Source organism: Pararhizobium sp. IMCC21322 (assembly GCF_030758295.1).
In the GTDB taxonomy this organism is placed as follows: Bacteria; Pseudomonadota; Alphaproteobacteria; order Rhizobiales.
Genome location: NZ_CP132335.1, coordinates 489,328 through 506,074, shown reverse-complemented (window position 1 = coordinate 506,074; position 16,747 = coordinate 489,328). Strand labels below are relative to the sequence as shown.

Here is a 16,747-nt window from a genome sequence, read left to right as displayed (position 1 = left end):
AAAATCAAGCTTCCGGCAGATACGCTGCTGGACAGGGTTGGACGCTGGATCGCCGGCCGGTTGCGCAGCGAGTCCAGCGGCTACAAGCCCTATACGCCTTCAGATACCAATACGCTGGAAGCCTGTTTGCGGCCGGGCGATATTTTGTTGGTCGAGGGCAACCAGAAAATCTCCGCCGCGATCAAATATCTGACCCAGTCCACCTGGTCTCATGCAGCCCTTTACGTGGGGGATGCAGTGGATGTCCAGGAAGAGAACGGGGAACGGCATCGCCTGATCGAAGTCAATCTTGGCGAAGGCTGTGTGACCCAAAAGCTCTCCAAATACAGCGATTTCAACACCCGCATCTGCCGGCCCGTGGGTCTGACGGATGAGGATGTTGAAAAGGTGGTGCAGTATATGGTGGCGCGCATTGGCCTGAAATATGATCTGAAAAACATTTTTGACATGCTGCGCTATTTCCTGCCAACGCCGCCCGTACCCGTGCGCTGGCGTCGCCGTATGCTGGCGCTGGGCTCGGGAGACCCCACCCGTGCCATTTGCTCAACCCTGATCGCGCAGGCTTTCCAGAAAGTGCGATATCCCATTCTGCCACGGGTTGAACTGGTGACTGACAAAGCAGTTACGCGCGATTGGCGCGGTCAACATATGTACTATACCCGCCGGGAAATTCTGCATATCCGCCATCATTCCCTTTTCGCACCACGTGACTTTGATCTGTCGCCCTATTTTTCTATCATCAAGCCAACCATCGAACGCGGCTTTGACTACCGAACCCTGAAATGGGGCGACACGGGCGGCACGCCAACCAAATAAAACTGTTTACACCGGCCCTAAATTTACTCACTAATTCACAACCTGAAGCGAAAAACCATACGGGCTAAAGCTAAAACCATACGGGAGCATTTCATGTCCAACACTGATGCAAAGCGTAAAGTTTCACGCCGCAAATTCCTGGCAAGCGGCGCTGCGGCGACAGCAGCCACAGCAACCCTGGCCACACCGGCTCTGGCACAGAGCTCGGGGCGCACCTGGAAAATGGCAACAAGCTGGCCAAAAAATGCGCCCGGCGTTGGTGTGAATGCGCAAAGACTGGCCGACAAGATTACCGCCATGTCGAATGGCGAATTGACCGTAGAACTCTACGCTGCCGGAGAACTGGTTCCACCCTTTGAGGTGTTCGACGCCATCTCTTCAGGCACCGCGCAAATGGGCCATGCCACGCCATATTACTGGCAGGGCAAGGATCCGTCCTTCCACTTTTTCACCGGTGTTCCCTTTGGTCTGCTGGCGCATGAGCACGCTGCCTGGGTGCAGTTTGGTGGCGGTCAGGCGCTTTGGGAAAAAGCCTATGAGCCTTTTGGCGTGCTGCCATTTTACGCCGGATCGTCCGGCCCTCAGGCGGGCGGCTGGTTCACCAAGGAGTTGAACTCACTGGATGACTTCAAGGGCATCAAAATGCGCATCGCCGGATTGGGCGGCGAAGTGATGCGGCGGATTGGTGTGAACACCGTCCTGCTGCCGCCGGGTGAGATTTTCCCGGCCATGCAGTCCGGCGCAATTGATGCCGCCGAATGGATCGGTCCGTGGAATGATCTGGCCTTTGGTCTCTACAAAGTGGCGAAATACTACTATATGCCAGCCTTCCATGAGCTTGGTCCTGCACTGGAAATGCTGGTGAACCGTCAGGAATTCATGGATTTGCCAGACCATCTGCAAGCCGTTGTGCGCAATGCCTCCATGGCAACGTCCTATGAATCTCTTGCTGATTTCACCTTCCACAACATCACCTCCTACAAACCTTTGCTCGAGAAGGAAGGGGTTCAGGTGAAATTCCTGCCCGATGATGTGGTCGATGCTCTTGGGATTGAAGCCGAAGTTGTGTTGCAGGAACTGGGTGAAAGCAGCCCGTTGGCCGGGGATATCTTCAAATCCTTCACCGAATTCCGGGCCGAAGCGAATGCCTATTCCTCCGTCTCCGAAAAGCGGGCACTTGATATGCGTGAGCGGGTTTTGAAATAGATTTGCGACAGCTCACCCCCTTTCATCTGGCCTTTCCGGTCACCGACCTGACAGCCGCTGCGGCCTTCTTTGAGGACGTCCTTGGCTGCCAGCGGGGCCGGGAAGCAGATACGTGGATCGACTTTGATCTGTTCGGGCATCAGCTCTCGCTGCATCAGGGCCGATCCATGATGGCAGAAGGCGGCACAGGCGCGGTCGACAACAAATCCGTGCCCATGCCGCATTTCGGCGTGGTGCTGGCCTGGGATGACTGGCACGCACTGACCCAACGACTGCGCAACGCCAACGTCAACTTTCGCATTGAGCCGCAAATGCGGTTTGAAGGGGAACCGGGTGAACAGGGCACATTTTTTGTCGATGCACCGGGCGATGTGGCGCTGGAATTCAAAACATTTCGGGATTTTGAACGGGTGTTTGCCAGTTAGGTTCTGAGCTGACTTGGCACTGGTTCTCGTGTCGCTGATGGATTCTCGGACCAAGTCCGAGAATGACGGTGGCGGGTTTGATTACGGGCGGCGATAGCTTGTCGGGACAGATCAGTATGGCTCCGAATGAGGCAGCGGTCATCTACGCATTTATTTAGAAGACCTGCGAAGCGCCACCGCTGCAAATCCTCCAAACAAGCCACACCACCCGTCACCCTCGGACTTGTTCCGAGGGTCCACAAACAGACAAAACGCCCCAACAGCCCTAGTCAGTTCAGCGCCTGTTCCCACGCCAGATGGTCATGCTGATGCGCTCGGCCTTATCCAGCCATCCGGTAGGTTCTTGCTGCAGGCCATGGCTGACAAGCATTTGTTCCGGCGTTGTAACCTCAAGGTTTGAAAACAACTTTGTACCATCTGGCACGTGTGTGCCTTGCGCCCGCGCCAGATGAAAACTGGAATAGCCCAGTTGCAAAAACAGATCGAACACATCACGGCCACCGGGAACAGCAATCGCTCCGCCTTCCGGTGCCACTTGTCGCAGCACATCAGCCCAATCATGCCCGGCGGGGTTCCACCACCAGCCATCTGCACGGTGTTCCAAAGCTTTGACCGACCGCGACAGGATCAAGCGCCTGCGGTTCTTGTGGTTCGGATTGGCGGCGTGGCCCTTGCGGCCAATGACTGTCAGTGTCGCCGCATCAAGCGCTGCCTGAAAATAGGCCCAGTCAGCCTCATTTTTCAGGCATTCGGGCATGTTGCCATCTGCATCGGCAATGCAGTGATTATCCGAGACAATTGCGTAACCGTCTATGGTGTGCGTCGGCGTCATCCGCGCGCCCTTAGAGATTTCAGAGCCAGATTCATGCCAGTGCGATAGTCCGGAACACTATAGCGCAAACCCAGTTCAGCTTTGGATTTTGCGTTGGAAACGCGCTTGTTCTCGCCATAAAAAGAGCGCCCCATAGGCGATAAATCCGCCTCATCAAACGGAATCAGCGGCGGCACATCGACGTCCAGCAGCTTGGCGGCAAATGCCACGACGTCCTGCGGTGGGGCCGGTTCATTGTCGGTGATGTTGAAGATGCCGCCGTTGTTCTGCGCTACGGCCAGCGCCAGCGCTGAGGCAATATCATTGACATGAATGCGGTTGAAAACCTGTCCCGGTTTGTTGATGCGGCGGCCTTGGCCACGCGCGACTTTTTCAAGCGGGTTGCGCCCCGGCCCGTAAATGCCCGAGAGGCGAAAAATACCCAGCGTCAGGCCCGCTGCATCGGCCATAGTCTGCCAGGCTGTCTCGGCAGCAATCCGCGCTTTAGAGCGTCTGGAGACAGGTCGACAATCCGTGGTTTCATCCACCCATGCACCATCATGATTGCCATAAACACCCACAGTGGACAGATAGCCAAGCCATGGCTTTTTCGGCAGGGTTTTCAACTGATCCGCAAAATCTCTCAGAACCGGATCGCCGCCAAATTCGGGGTGCGCCTCCGCCTCATCCGGGTCGGGCGCGATAGACATTAAAACGGCGTCAGCCTCGTGCAATGCTGTTGTGATGTCATCAGAAACACTGCCGCTATAGATGATTGGCTTGAATCCGGCTTTCGCCAGATCCGCAGCTTTCTCTTCGCTGCGGGTTGTCCCGATCAACTGCCATCCATCAGCATGCATCATCTGAGCGAAAACACGGGCAGAATAACCAAGCCCGAAGATGAAAAGGTTTTTGGTCACTGGGTCTCAATCGGAATCGAATAAAGGACAAAATCGGATTTGCTGACATAGCTGTCATACAGGCGCCGGGCGTCATAGTTGAAATCCTGGGTCAGCCAACGCACATTTGCAATCCCGTTTGCCTTGGCAAAGCCGACGACGTGGTCAATCAGAGCGCGACCTGCCCCGCTGCCCCGATTGCCGGGCCGGACATAGAGATCGCTCATATAGCAAACCTTGCCACCACCAAGAGAGCGGAACATCAACTGATACTGGGTGAAACCGATGAGCTTTCCGTCAGCATCTTCAACAACTTCACTCCAGAAGTCCGCTGCCGGATCAAAAATCCAGTCCCAGACCGTTTGATGGCCGCCATCGGGCACCGCCGTCTTGTAGAAAGTGGCATATTCATCAAACATTTGCCGCCAGACCAGCTTATCACTTTCAGCTACAGGCCGAACTTTTATGGACATTTCAAATCCTTACAGATGCGGAAACCGCCAGCTTCATACGCGATTGCGTTAACCGCGTGAAGCCGCTTGTGATGGCCAACTTCTAATTGTCCAGAGCAAAGTCCAAAGCCGCTGTTGCATGAAGTGCTGTGGTATCAAAAGCAGGCAGATCAAAATCCGTCTGTGCGATCAGCAGGCCTACTTCCGTGCAACCGAAAATAACGCCATCAGCGCCCTGCTGTTGAGCGCGCTGAATGGTCTCCAGATAGGCTTCTCTGGAATCCTTGCGGACGATGCCCTGGCACAATTCATTGTAGATAATGTCGTGGACCAGCGTTCGTCCGGCCTCATCAGGCACCATTGTCTCCACGCCATGGCGGTCTCGCAAATGCCCCTTGTAGAAATCCTGCTCCATGGTGTAGCGCGTTGCCAGCAGCAAAGGTTTTTTAGCTCTCGAAGCCTTGATGGCCACGGCGGTGGCATCGGCAATATGAATGAGCGGGATTTCCACCGATTGCTGCACAGCATCTGCCATTTTATGCATGGTGTTGGTGCAGATAACCACGCAGTCAGCGCCGCCGCGTTCCAGCGCGCAGGCGGCATCAATCATGGCGTTGGTGGCTGCGTCCCAATCACCCTTTGCCTGCATGGCTTCTATGTCGGCAAAGTCAAAAGACCACAGCAACAGCTTGGCCGAATGCAGGCCACCAAGCCGCTCGCGCGCCCCGCGGTTGAGCAACTGGTAGTAAACCACAGTGCTTTCCCAGCTCATGCCGCCAATCAGGCCAATGGTTTTCATGACGTCCTCAATTCTCTTCCGCGACCTTGACCTCAACCACTTCCCCTTCAGGAAAGGCCGGGCCAATGAGATAATCAAATGCAATCAGCTTTTCCTCAAATGGGTCGGCTTCGCAGCGGAATTTGAAATTGTACCAGCGACCGTCGCTTCGAAAGGCTGCGCCATTGGCAACTATGACATTGGCTGCGGCTTCCGAACCAACAATGGCTGAGGAAATGACAACGTCCGGATTTAATTCCGGGCGGGACTTTTTGATCTCGGATTTGGCAGCGTCATGACAAAGCGTCTCGCGCTTGCGATCTCCAACAACCACTTCTTCTTCCGGTGGCGCCACGCGCTTGCGGGGAATGACAATAGGCTGACCGGGCCGCGGTATTGACGGCAATGTCCGCGCCAATTGACGGGGTTCTGCCTCTGATTTGGGACCTATTGCTGCCGGGCCACCGGGTGTTATGCGAGGTTTGACTGCTTCTGGCTTTTCTGCATCTGGCGAAGCCTGGTCCACCACGTCCTGATTTCCAGTCTTGGATGCCTCAGCCGCCTCTGGTGCTGGCTCCGCATCCGCTCCGGTGGTGTTTTCAGGCTTTGATTCCGCGTCCTCTTCAGCTTCTTCCTCCACATTCACCTGCGGTTCGGGAGTTGGCTCCAGAACGGACGGATCCAACTCTGGCTCGGGCTGTTCAACGCGCGCAGCTTCGATGATCTCCTGCAACTCTTCCGGCGTAACAACCTCGACGGACACGCGCTCCTCATCCGCCACTTCAGGCTGGGCCACGGCCGGAAGCGCAAGCATCATGGCCACGACCAACGCATGGGCCGTTACGGAGGCCAGCAAGCACCACGCTTCAAGCCCAATTTTGGAAATCCCTGCAATACTCATCACTGAAACTGGTTTTGGTGCCGCATATGGGTTGGTGTTGGTGTTTGGGTTGATGTCGGGTTCGCGCTTTTCAGTCAGACTGCTTTTGGCTTATGGCTGATTTGTGTCCGCCAAAGGCAGCAACAGATTACATACCACGCCAGTGGGTCAGCTTGAAAGCAGGGTTAGTGCTGCCAGGAATGCGCTTCACAGACGCAATGCAATGTCTGCGAAGCAGCGGATATTATCCCAACTCACTCTTCAGCACTATTCATATGTGAAAACCAGATACATTTGCGATGAATCCAATTTAATTGTATCATATCGATAGTTCGGTATCCGCAACGGAAATTCAAACATTACTCGAGCAAGGCTTTGGCTTTGAATTATCTTGAGATACTATCTTCTCCAGTTTTTGTTGCTTTGGCACCAGCACTTTGTACCGCGCTCGCCGCTGTTTTAATTAATCGGCATCGCACCAAACTAGTAGAGACCGAGTTACAAAACCTCAAAAATCAACTGTTGTATCGTGATAAGCGCATTGGCGAATTGGAGAATTCTGCCCGCGATACGAATGATTCTTTTGCAGAACAAATCGCCAATAAGAGCGCGTTGGTCTCAACGCTGAATGATGTGCTTGCTCATTCCGACGCCGAGCGCGCAACATTTTATGTGCCGGTGCAAAATGCCGATGGAAATTTTCTTGGCTTGATTGTGTTGGCAACGGCACCAAGCGATTTGTCTGAAAATCTATTTATCGGCACGGTATTTTCTGGAAAAGACGCACGTGCGGTCGAGTCTTTTTTCACAAATGCAAGCGTTTCATCACAAAATACGAGTTTTAAATTTGATGGTTTCAGCCCAAATTCCACTTACGCTGAATGTCTGCAAACCAGCGCGCTTTCTGGTAGTCGCAGTAAAGTAGGCGTCGTCCAGTTGCTGTCCTCTTCCACCAATGGGATTGACGCAAACCAAGCCACAAAGGCCATCCAATCACATCGAGACAAACTGGTCTCTCTTGGCCAGGTGTTTTGCGGCGACAACCAATCGAATATTGAGAAGATTGGCCTGAAAATTCCCAGCACTTCCCGGCGCGGCACTGTACTCTCGATGGATATTTCAAATTCATCCGGACTTTTCATAGACGAGGCACGCAGCGCGGTAACAATGCACCTGATACAGGAAGTCATTGGTGCTTCATCAATTGAGATGGCAAAACTCAATGGGATGTTTGAAAGCTACACTGGAGATGGATTTCTTGCGGCATTTGTAGATGACGACAATGCCCAAAACGAATGCTCTGCAGACCGCGCAATGAATTGCGCTCTCAGCATCCAACGGCAATTCGACCGTCTAATGCAAGACTATCGGGCTGATCTTTTGCATCTGAAAGCCGAATTGTTTTTAAGGTTCGGCCTGTCGACTGGTGTGATTCACTCCATCGGTTTTTCGTTTGGCCAAATGCGAACGACCAGCATATTGGGTCGAACTGCTTCTTTGGCAAAAATAGTTTGCGACCTTGGTCCACGTGATGCCGCATCAATTATCGTAGATAAAGCCACATATCTTGAGTTTTCGAATGCAACGAGGAGTAAGTTTGTTGAGACGGTCGATCCCGCCTCCAAACCGACTTCAGAAAACAAACGAGTGCCATCATATTTTTACTCTTGAGTGTTTCTGCGCACTGATGCACCCCAATTGGCCTGATATCTGAACCCGATCCAAATGGCATGGATGGGCAGATTTTTGTCGCAAAAGTAATTTCGTGAAACGAAGCTGACCCCCCTGAATTCAACGAAAACTCGCTCTTGAAACAACGTCAATTTTTGAACGATGGCACATTGGTGGCGGAGATTGATCTGGCTGCCTGAGTTTTGCCGGGTATTCCGGCCCGACCAGTGCAGTTACCTTCCATGAAACGCTGAGCCCGGCTTTGAACTTCGGCATTGATTTTCTCGAGACCGAAAATGCCTGCGGTATCGCCACATCGGAAACCATGATTGGCTTCTTCCTGATGGCATCGCAGACATATTCATCATTGCTGATTCACCACCGCTGCAAAAGGCGCGCGGGTGCAACTATTTTAACGGCAACCAGGTTGAGCCCGAAGCCTGGATGATGCAGTTTAACCAGATGATTTAACAACACCGTGTTGGCCAGCAAAAGGACTGAACTCTTGAAACAACGTCAACTTTTGAAAGACGGCACCAAAGTATCCGAGATAGGCTTGGGTTGCCTGAGTTTTGCAGGATTTTACGGTCCAACCAGTGAGACCACCTCCCATGCCACGCTGAGCGCAGCTCTGGACCTTGGCATCGACTTTCTCGACACGGCCAATGTCTATGGTATGGGCAAATCAGAGGCGACGATTGGTTCTTTCCTGAAGGGCAATGCAGACAAATTTACCATTGCCACAAAAGCAGGTATCGGACGCGATCCGGACACCGGCGTGCGTGGGTTCAACAACAAGCCGGATTATCTGCGATCCGAGCTGGAAAAATCTCTCAAACGTCTCGGGGTTGATCACGTCTCGCTTTATTACATCCATCGCCGTGATCCGGATCTGGAGATCGAGGAGGTGATGGAAACGCTTCTGGCTTTCAAGGCTGAAGGCAAAATTGGCGGCATCGGGTTTTCAGAAATTTCCCCCGCATCCCTGCGACGCGCCACAGCCGTCGGACCCGTTGACGCCGTACAAAGCGAATATTCCCTGTGGACCCGAACGGCTGATCTGGGGATGGTTCAGACCTGCGCAGAGCTGGAAATTGCCTTTGTGCCATTCTCGCCTGTCGGGCGCGGTATGTTCGGAACGAAAACACCTGATCCCAACCAATTTGAGGACACGGATTTCCGGAAAGCCAATCCGCGATTTGTAGAGCCGAATTTCAGTTATAATGCCGAAAAGGTCGAAGGCTTCAAGAATTATGCGGCGGATCTGGGCACCAAACCAATCACCCTGTCGCTGGCTTGGTGTCTGGCACGAGGCAACCATCTTATTCCCATTCCCGGCACACGCAGCGCAGACCATCTTGCAGAATGCGCCGCCGCGAGTGATTTTCAGATGACAGCTGACATCATGGCCGAGATTGAGAAAATTCTGCCCGTCGGCTGGGCCCATGGCGACCGCTACACCCGCACCCAATGGCTCGGCGTGGAAAATTTCTGTTAGGCGGTTTGACAGCGCTGGATTTGAAGATGGCTACAAACCTTGATCATGGATTCTCGGAACAAGTCCAAGAATGACGGGGTTTGGGGGTGGTGAGCGGACAGTTCTCCAACGGATGACAGCCCTCTGCCGTCGTTCTCGGACTTGTTCCGAGAATCCACAATCTAAGGATACCGCCTTTCCAGTTTTGACCTGAAAAGCGCTTTATTCTCAGAATTGATCCAGAGCCCATTCCGCAGCATCGCGCACCACCGGGTCCGGATCGGTTAGGTGGGTTCGGGCGGTCTCTGCCAAATCCGGATCGCCAGAATTGCCAATGGCAATCAGCACATTTCTCAAAAACCGATCCCGGCCGATGCGTTTGATCGGGGAGCCAGAAAAGTGCTTGCGAAAAGCGGCGTCATCCAGCCCTGCGAGAAAAGCCAGATCCGGATGTTTCAGATCAGCGCGTGCCTGCAGTTTTGCTTCCCTCGCCTCGGCGGCAAATTTGTTCCAGGGGCAAACCGCCAGGCAATCATCACAGCCATAAATACGATTGCCCATGGCGGTGCGAAATTCTTGCGGGATCGGCCCCTTATGCTCGATGGTCAGGTAGGAAATGCAGCGTCTTGCATCCAGCTGATAGGGCGCGGGAAAGGCGTTTGTCGGACAGATATCCAGACAGGCACGACATGAACCACAATGATCGATTTCGGGCGTATCCGACGGCAAATCCATGTCCGTAAAAATAGAACCCAGAAACAGCCAGGAGCCAAATTCGCGGGATACCAAATTGGTGTGCTTGCCTTGCCAGCCCAACCCGGCCTGAGCGGCCAGCGGTTTTTCCATGACGGGAGCGGTGTCGACAAACACTTTGACATCCGCCTTGTTGCGGCTGGCAAAGCGACCAGCGACAGTTTTCAGCTTGCCCTTGATGATGTCGTGATAATCGCGGTTTTGAGCGTAGACGGAAATCGTGCCTTCGGATTTGCGCTGCAATTGCGGCAGCGGATTATCGTCCGGGCCGTAATTCATGGCCAGCATGATAACGCTCTTTGCTTCCGGCCAAAGGGTCCGGGGGTCTGCGCGCCGTGCCGCTGTCTCTTCCATCCACGCCATGGAGCCATGCCGCTTGTCGCCCAGAAAAGTCGCAAGATTTTCGGCAATATGATCGGGCAGATGCGCCGGGCAAATTGCCATGGCGTCAAAGCCGTATTCCTGTACGTCTTTTCGCAGGTCAGACAGGATTTTTTCCATGGACATCAGACAGGGCCAAGGCGGTTACGAATGACAATGCGCAAGCCTAGAGTCCCGAGCGTCAAAAATCCAGATCGGTGTAGTGGGCGGGGGGAGGAATGCCGCGCATTTTATCCGCCAGAATTTCCCGGAAGGCTGGACGGCATTTGATGCGCGCATACCAGGTTTTAGCGGCTTCATGGTCGCCCCAGGGCATTTCATTGAGGTAATCAATGACGGAAATTGCAGCCGCTGCGGCAAAGTCGGCATAGGATAATTGATCGCCACCCAGCCAATTGCGCTCCGCGGCCAGATATTCCAGATAGCCCAGATGATTGCGCAGATTGGCGCGCGCAGCCCGCAGCACACTGGACTCAGGGGCACCGCCACCGGCATCGCGCGGTTTTTCCCGCTTCGTCACTTTTTCATTGACGATATACTGCGTTGCTTCGGTTTCCATCTTGACCAGAAACCAGTGTGACAAACGCCGCACTTCAGCCCGGGCCAGCGGATGGCTTGGCATCAACCGACGGTCTTCCAGGGTAAAGCCACGGGTTTCGTCAAGATATTCGCAAACGGTGCTAGCGCCACAAATCGGCACATCACCCTCATCAACGAGCACCGGCAAGGTGCCTTCCGGGTTCAGCAGCAAAAACTCTTCGCGGCGTTCCCAAGTGCGTTCCAGAATATATTCAGCACTCGCGCCATATTCACCAATGGCCATGCGCACCAAGCGCGATCCGGCAGACATAGGATGATGATATAGCTTCAAGGGTGGCTCTTCTTGGCAGGTGAGGGAACTTTGGTGAAGACTTTCTAAACAGAAAAACTTTCCAAACCATTGAGACGCGCGCTGCACGATCGCAGACTTGGGTTTCGTGCCGCGCCAATGCGGGCAAAATTGGGCAGATCGCGAGACGTTGTGTCGAAACAGGCATTTTCTGCCTCCGGTATGTAAAACTTTACACTTTTTTCGCTATGTTTCTGTCACATAGAAATGATTAAACGCCGGGAAGAAATCCTTTTTGCCCCGCCATCTCAATTCATGAATTGCCCGATATGGATCAACAGACACTCTTCGAAGCCGCCATTCTGGGTTTGCTGGAAGGGGTAACCGAGTTTCTGCCGGTCTCCTCAACCGGGCATATTCTGCTGGCAGGTCATTTCCTTGGCTTTGAGAGCGAAGGCAAGGTGTTTGAGGTTCTGATTCAATTCGGAGCCATTCTTGCGATTCTGCTGGTTTATTTCAGGCGGCTTTGGGATATTGCGGTTACCTTGCCGACATCGGCTACCAGCCGCCGCTTTGTCCTTGCTATCCTGTTGGCGTTTCTGCCAGCTGCCCTGGTTGGCATTTTTGCCCATAACATCATCAAGACCGTGTTGTTTGAAGCCCCCACCCTGATTTGCGTCATGCTGGTGCTGGGTGGTTTCGTGTTGCTGTGGGTGGACCGCCGGGAAACCACGGTGCGCTATACCGATGTGCGCGAATACCCGCCCTCACTGGCGTTCAAAATCGGACTTTTCCAGTGTATTGCCTTCATTCCCGGCGTGTCGCGCTCGGGCGCAACCATTGCCTGCTCCCTGTTGATGGGCACAGACAAACGCTCCGCTGCAGAGTTTTCATTTTTTCTGGCGATGCCCACAATGGGCGGTGCTTTTGCCTATGATCTTTGGCTAAACCGCAACGCTCTTAACAGTGATGATATCACGATCATCGCCGTGGGGTTCATTGTGGCGTTTTTTGCCGCCATAGTGGTGGTGCGCAGCCTGTTGGCTTTCGTGACAAAACACGGATTTGCACCCTTCGCCTATTGGCGCATTGCGGTTGGAACGTTGGGTTTGATCGGGCTTTATCTGCTCTAGGCGTCATGGCGTCGGGCGTCGGGCGACACCGCACCGCGTCCTGTTTAACCGGCGAAGAAAAAGAATTCGGAAGCTCGTTTAACTGATTTCCGGCTCAAACTGACCCCGTTCGCGATACTGGATCAGATAGGTTGGCAGGATGGCTTCCATTGAATGGGGGCTGATGCCGAGGCCGGTCAATGTGCGCTTGTCCGCTTTCGCAGCCGTGCCGACGACATTATCGCTTTTCAGCATCAGCACCTGATCATGGGTCAAAGGCGCATTTGGCAACAGGCCAAGCACTTTGCCTTGAAACTCTGCAAGGCCCCAGGGAATGGAAAGCAAAAGCCGTTTGCGCAAAGTGATTTTCAGCATCAACTCCAGGCATTCCTTGAAGCTGGCAACATCCGGTCCACCCAGCTCATACACTTTGCCGGGTTGCATCTTGCCATCAATACCCATGGCGATGGCCTCGGCCACATCACCCACAAAAACCGGCTGAAACTTTGTTTTACCGCCACCAATCAACGGCAGGAACGGCGAAATACGTGTCATGGCTGCAAAGCGGTTGAAGAAAGCATCCTCCTGGCCAAAGACAATGGACGGGCGCACAATCATCGCTTCGGGAAATTCACGTAAAACGGCTGCTTCGCCTTCCGCCTTGGAGCGGGCGTAAGCGGCTTCTGAATCGGCATTAGCGCCAATCGCCGACATATGAACCAGACGTTCAACACCGGCCTGTTTGGCAGCACGTGCGACAATGGCAGCACCACCGGCCTGAACCGCGTCAAACTTCTGGGCACCGCTTTCATGCAGGATGCCAACCAGATTGACCACAAAATCCGCATCAGCCACGGCGGCAATCACGGAGTCCGGATAGCGCAGATTGGCCTGAACCGGCTGGATCTGCCCCACCGCGCCCAATGGACGCAAATGTCCGGCCAGATCGGGCCGCCTGACGGCCACCCGCACACGGTAGCCGCGCTTGGCCAACGCGCGCACCACATGGCGACCGACAAAGCCGGAGCCACCAAAAACCGTAACCCGTTTTTCTGAACCGCTGAACTGCTGCATGCTGACACCTTAGTCTTGCTTGTTGCATGATCTATAGCAGAAGTGTGGCGCCGTCCAAGGGTGCGGATGTGGAAATTTCAAGGATTCTGTATCATCGCCCAAAAGACCATTGACACAGACCCATGTGAACCTTATTCCATCGCCAATGCCCAGATGGCGGAATTGGTAGACGCGCCAGCTTCAGGTGCTGGTACTCGCAAGGGTGTGGAGGTTCGAGTCCTCTTCTGGGCACCATCATTTATCTCACGACAGTTTGCTACGCAAACGCCTCCGATGGGGCGGCGCATATGCGCCGGACGCCCGGTCAGGCGTCTTGGTTCAGGTTTGAGATTGTTCCCCACCCGCACCATTATTTATCTCACGACAGTTTGCTACGCAAACGCCTCCGATGGGGCGGCGCAAAAGCGCCGGACGCCCGGTCAGGCGTCTTGGTGCTGGGTCGAGGTTGTTCCTCTTACCCGCACCATCATTTATCTCACGACAGTTTGCTACGCAAACGCCTCCGATGGGGCGGCGCATATGCGACGGACGCTCGGTTGAGCGCCTTGGGTCCGGTTTGAGGTTGTTCCCCTCACCCGCACCATTATCGATCTCACGGCAGTGTGCGACGCAAACGCCTCCGATGGGGCGGCGCACACGCGCCGGACGCTCGGTTGAGCGTCTTGGTGCCGGTTTCGTGTATTCTGTTGTCTCGTGTGCAGCATCGCCATTCCATTCTATCGGTCTTCCATCATTCTCAAGTCCGGCAGGTCACAGATGATAGGTCAATACCCGGCTGATCAGCAATTCCAGTTTTGACAGCTCTGGCGGGTTGTCAGTACTGAAATGAATTGCGCGATTGCCTTCATAGGTAAAGTCAGAGGGAAATACCTGCTGGAAATCGGACATGATTGTTGTCTGGCAATGCACATAAATGGCGTAACCGCCGGTTTTGGGCAGTCCCAGCCGAAGTGTTGACCCCGATTTGGTATCCGGTGTCAGATAGGCAGGCTGACCCCATTTCAACGTCTCCAGCAGGTTTCCAACACCTGCCGTCTGCCCGGCTGTTCTGAATATCCGGTCGCGTATCACAAGCAGGCTGGATTGCTCCGGCTCCGGGTAGCTGGCAAATACTGCTTTGACGGCAGGGTCTTCAAACGGATGCTGTATTTTGGCCATTGCGTCCCATTTCCATTCATTCGTATGGAGCATAATCCGCTACCGCCCCTGCAATGGCAAATAGTTTGGAGGCGGGGGTACCGGAGCTGCCGAGTTGAAAAACATTAGAACGGCCATCGTGAAGACCAGCTGCAAACTGAAGTGGAGTATTGTCATTTGCTCTCACCAAGATCGCCCAATGTGCTGATAACGGACTTCAAGCATCGGAGTATCAGTTGCAAAATGCTTGTGATAAGCGTCGAACCGCTTCGCAAGCGCGGCAATGCCGCAAGGAAAATGCAACTGGTATTTGCATACATCCATCAATAGGCTAAAGCCTGCGTCATGGATCACAACAGCCCCAAAGACCGGAGCGCCTATGAAGATAAGTACAGGATTTACACTGCTTTTTGCCGTATTGCTGGCTCTTTTCACAACCGGATCAAAGTCGTTTGCAACCGATGATGTGAAGGCAGCCTATGTTGACAGGACAATCAGACTGATTGTCGGCTATGGCGCAGGCGGCGGATATGATGCGTTTGCCCGGTTGATTGCGCCAGAGCTGGAGCGGGAAACAGGGGCCAATGTGGTGGTTCAGAACAAGTCCGGCGCGGGTGGGCTGGCGGTGCTGAATGATGTAGCGCGCACAGATTCTGATATTGCGACACTGACCATTGCCAATGTTTCGGCAGCGGTTAATGCGAAATTGATCGGTTCTGAAGCGGCCCGGTTTAGTGTGACTGATTTTGTCTGGCTGGGCGGTATTTCATCCGACAAACGCGTTTTGCTGATGGCAGCGGGAACCAGCCTTGCCGATTGGCGATCCACACCGCAAAGCCCGGCGCTGATCCGCTGGGCCGCTGGCGGCAAGACAGACAATCTGGCGCTGTCTGCTGCGCTGCTTTCAGAGGCTTTTGGCTTCAATTCCAAAATCATTACAGGTTACAAGGGCAGCAACGAAGCCATTGCGGCCTTGTTGCGCGGCGAAGCAGACGGAACTGTGGTTTCCATTGAGACCGCCATGAATTTCGTGCATGAGACCGACCTTACCATTGCTGCAGTGCTGTCGGACAAAAGGTCGAAACTGGCACCTGATCTGCCAACGCTGTATGAAATGGATATGCATCCAGCGAGCCGCGAATGGATCGACTACCAGGTCAATCTGTCCACGCTGGGCCGAGCTTTGATAATTGCGCCCGGTACTCCGCAAGCAAATGTGGATTTTCTGCGCCAGGCTTTGCAACGCATTCTCACTGATCCGGATTTCATCAAGTCAGCAGCCGAACGCGGCCGCGCCATCAATTTTGTGACAGCCGGTGCCATTGCCAGCGCCACAAACTCGGTTCTGGATCCGGCATCAAATGTTGACAGGGATGCGCTGCTGACCGTGTTGGGGCAAAAATACTTCTGAGGTAGCCTTTGTATGATATCGCGCCATTGCTCACCCCTGCCGTTTTTCCGGCGCTGCTCGGTGGCATGTTTTAGAGCGTGATCATGGGAGCACAAAGGGTGGCGACAGACATGGAGCCGATGCCGGGCCTTCTATACTCAGTTCCATTTATACTCAGTTCCATTGACGCCGTGGCAGATACAGCGGAGCTTTTTCAGCCATAGCGTCAATGAATGGTTGTCTGCCTAAGGTCGTTTCATCGCTGCGACAGCACTATATTCGCAATTGTGACTGTTCAAGCACTATGTGCCGTAACGTCCCTGTGTGAATACGCTCTAATCAAGCGGTCCGGCGGTTTGTGCCATCCAACGCAACAATTGTGGCAGGTCCAGGCTTGGACGATCACGATCCTGCTGTTTCAAGGTGCCGTCAACACCGAAGCGGTATTTCAAGCCCGCCCAGACAGTTTGCTCAACTATCTCATCGTGACCATTTTCAAGCTGATTGTAGTAACCGATTTCGTAGCCTGAAAAGATTGAAAAACTACTGTTGTGCAGTCGATGCTCAATGCCGGCAGTCAGACCACCGCCCTTTGCATCATCGCTGAAATCATCGTCCATTTTTCCGTAAAATGCTGCGGCTGATAAATCTAGCCG

The 16,747-nt window shown here is 53.8% G+C and carries 16 protein-coding genes and 1 tRNA gene; 8 read left to right on the top strand and 9 right to left on the bottom strand.

Annotation, left to right across the window (positions count from 1 at the left end; all coding sequences use genetic code 11):
- Positions 1-3 precede the first annotated feature (3 nt).
- The 3 genes from RAL91_RS02565 to RAL91_RS02555 all read left to right on the top strand — a co-directional run bounded on the left by RAL91_RS02565 (position 4) and on the right by RAL91_RS02555 (position 2,447).
- Positions 4-816, top strand: a complete 813-nt coding sequence (locus tag RAL91_RS02565) for a YiiX/YebB-like N1pC/P60 family cysteine hydrolase (RefSeq protein ID WP_306262743.1) — start codon at positions 4-6, stop codon at positions 814-816.
- Positions 817-909: 93 nt separating this feature from the next.
- Positions 910-2,022 carry a TRAP transporter substrate-binding protein gene (locus RAL91_RS02560; protein ID WP_306259434.1) on the top strand — a complete coding sequence of 371 codons (1,113 nt, stop codon included), beginning with the start codon at positions 910-912 and terminating at the stop codon, positions 2,020-2,022.
- A 2-nt stretch (positions 2,023-2,024) separates the two neighbouring features.
- The gene (locus tag RAL91_RS02555; RefSeq protein WP_306259432.1) at positions 2,025-2,447 is read left to right on the top strand and encodes a VOC family protein; all 423 of its coding nucleotides are present in this window, start codon (positions 2,025-2,027) and stop codon (positions 2,445-2,447) included.
- 274 nt (positions 2,448-2,721) lie between these two features.
- Here RAL91_RS02555 and RAL91_RS02550 read toward each other — a convergent pair whose 3' ends face one another.
- From RAL91_RS02550 to RAL91_RS02530, 5 genes are all read right to left on the bottom strand, one after another.
- Positions 2,722-3,279, bottom strand: coding sequence for a hypothetical protein (locus tag RAL91_RS02550; RefSeq protein ID WP_306259430.1), 558 nt, complete (start codon positions 3,277-3,279; stop codon positions 2,722-2,724).
- On the bottom strand, positions 3,276-4,178 hold the full coding sequence (locus tag RAL91_RS02545; protein WP_306259428.1) for an SDR family oxidoreductase: 903 nt from the start codon (positions 4,176-4,178) through the stop codon (positions 3,276-3,278). The genes RAL91_RS02550 and RAL91_RS02545 overlap by 4 nt, the downstream gene beginning before the upstream one ends.
- Complete coding sequence (locus tag RAL91_RS02540) at positions 4,175-4,630, bottom strand: GNAT family N-acetyltransferase (protein ID WP_306259426.1); 456 nt, start codon at positions 4,628-4,630, stop codon at positions 4,175-4,177. The genes RAL91_RS02545 and RAL91_RS02540 overlap by 4 nt, the downstream gene beginning before the upstream one ends.
- An 82-nt stretch (positions 4,631-4,712) precedes the next feature.
- Positions 4,713-5,408: an aspartate/glutamate racemase family protein gene (locus RAL91_RS02535; RefSeq protein ID WP_306259425.1), complete on the bottom strand. Its 696-nt coding sequence runs from the start codon at positions 5,406-5,408 to the stop codon at positions 4,713-4,715.
- 7 nt (positions 5,409-5,415) lie between these two features.
- Entirely contained in the window at positions 5,416-6,288 is an 873-nt protein-coding gene (locus RAL91_RS02530) for a DUF930 domain-containing protein (protein ID WP_306259423.1), read from the bottom strand.
- A gap of 360 nt (positions 6,289-6,648) precedes the next feature.
- Here RAL91_RS02530 and RAL91_RS02525 point away from each other — a divergent pair, with 360 nt between their 5' ends.
- Positions 6,649-7,938 carry a hypothetical protein gene (locus RAL91_RS02525; protein WP_306259421.1) on the top strand — a complete coding sequence of 430 codons (1,290 nt, stop codon included), beginning with the start codon at positions 6,649-6,651 and terminating at the stop codon, positions 7,936-7,938.
- A 505-nt stretch (positions 7,939-8,443) separates the two neighbouring features.
- Positions 8,444-9,436: an aldo/keto reductase gene (locus tag RAL91_RS02520; RefSeq protein ID WP_306259419.1), complete on the top strand. Its 993-nt coding sequence runs from the start codon at positions 8,444-8,446 to the stop codon at positions 9,434-9,436.
- 207 nt (positions 9,437-9,643) lie between these two features.
- Here the strand turns inward: RAL91_RS02520 and queG are convergent, their stop codons facing one another.
- Together queG and RAL91_RS02510 are read right to left on the bottom strand one after the other, a co-directional pair.
- Positions 9,644-10,675, bottom strand: coding sequence for a tRNA epoxyqueuosine(34) reductase QueG (gene queG, locus RAL91_RS02515; protein ID WP_306259417.1), 1,032 nt, complete (start codon positions 10,673-10,675; stop codon positions 9,644-9,646).
- 55 nt (positions 10,676-10,730) lie between these two features.
- Positions 10,731-11,420 carry a glutathione S-transferase family protein gene (locus tag RAL91_RS02510; RefSeq protein WP_306259415.1) on the bottom strand — a complete coding sequence of 230 codons (690 nt, stop codon included), beginning with the start codon at positions 11,418-11,420 and terminating at the stop codon, positions 10,731-10,733.
- A 287-nt stretch (positions 11,421-11,707) separates the two neighbouring features.
- Here RAL91_RS02510 and RAL91_RS02505 point away from each other — a divergent pair, with 287 nt between their 5' ends.
- Positions 11,708-12,511, top strand: coding sequence for an undecaprenyl-diphosphate phosphatase (locus RAL91_RS02505; protein WP_306259413.1), 804 nt, complete (start codon positions 11,708-11,710; stop codon positions 12,509-12,511).
- A gap of 78 nt (positions 12,512-12,589) precedes the next feature.
- On the opposite strand, the gene RAL91_RS02500 is transcribed toward RAL91_RS02505, so the two are convergent.
- A complete protein-coding gene (locus RAL91_RS02500) occupies positions 12,590-13,564 on the bottom strand; it encodes a complex I NDUFA9 subunit family protein (RefSeq protein ID WP_306259411.1) in 975 nt (324 codons plus the stop codon).
- 147 nt (positions 13,565-13,711) lie between these two features.
- Here RAL91_RS02500 and RAL91_RS02495 point away from each other — a divergent pair.
- Positions 13,712-13,798, top strand: a tRNA-Leu gene (locus tag RAL91_RS02495).
- Positions 13,799-14,314: 516 nt separating this feature from the next.
- Here the strand turns inward: RAL91_RS02495 and RAL91_RS02490 are convergent.
- Positions 14,315-14,722 carry a DUF1801 domain-containing protein gene (locus tag RAL91_RS02490; RefSeq protein WP_306259409.1) on the bottom strand — a complete coding sequence of 136 codons (408 nt, stop codon included), beginning with the start codon at positions 14,720-14,722 and terminating at the stop codon, positions 14,315-14,317.
- Between the two features lie 358 nt (positions 14,723-15,080).
- Here RAL91_RS02490 and RAL91_RS02485 point away from each other — a divergent pair, with 358 nt between their 5' ends.
- Positions 15,081-16,112 (top strand): tripartite tricarboxylate transporter substrate-binding protein, encoded by a 1,032-nt coding sequence (locus RAL91_RS02485; RefSeq protein WP_306259407.1) that lies wholly within the window; start codon positions 15,081-15,083, stop codon positions 16,110-16,112.
- The last annotated feature ends 635 nt before the right edge of the window (positions 16,113-16,747 follow it).

Coding starts and splice junctions, on each gene's coding strand:
- RAL91_RS02560 (WP_306259434.1), top strand. CDS start 910: ATGTCCAACACTGATGCAAAGCGTAAAGTTTCACGCCGCAAATTCCTG.
- RAL91_RS02550 (WP_306259430.1), bottom strand. CDS start 3,279: ATGACGCCGACGCACACCATAGACGGTTACGCAATTGTCTCGGATAAT.
- RAL91_RS02540 (WP_306259426.1), bottom strand. CDS start 4,630: ATGTCCATAAAAGTTCGGCCTGTAGCTGAAAGTGATAAGCTGGTCTGG.
- RAL91_RS02535 (WP_306259425.1), bottom strand. CDS start 5,408: ATGAAAACCATTGGCCTGATTGGCGGCATGAGCTGGGAAAGCACTGTG.
- RAL91_RS02530 (WP_306259423.1), bottom strand. CDS start 6,288: ATGAGTATTGCAGGGATTTCCAAAATTGGGCTTGAAGCGTGGTGCTTG.
- queG (WP_306259417.1), bottom strand. CDS start 10,675: ATGTCCATGGAAAAAATCCTGTCTGACCTGCGAAAAGACGTACAGGAA.
- RAL91_RS02505 (WP_306259413.1), top strand. CDS start 11,708: ATGGATCAACAGACACTCTTCGAAGCCGCCATTCTGGGTTTGCTGGAA.
- RAL91_RS02500 (WP_306259411.1), bottom strand. CDS start 13,564: ATGCAGCAGTTCAGCGGTTCAGAAAAACGGGTTACGGTTTTTGGTGGC.
- RAL91_RS02490 (WP_306259409.1), bottom strand. CDS start 14,722: ATGGCCAAAATACAGCATCCGTTTGAAGACCCTGCCGTCAAAGCAGTA.
- RAL91_RS02485 (WP_306259407.1), top strand. CDS start 15,081: ATGAAGATAAGTACAGGATTTACACTGCTTTTTGCCGTATTGCTGGCT.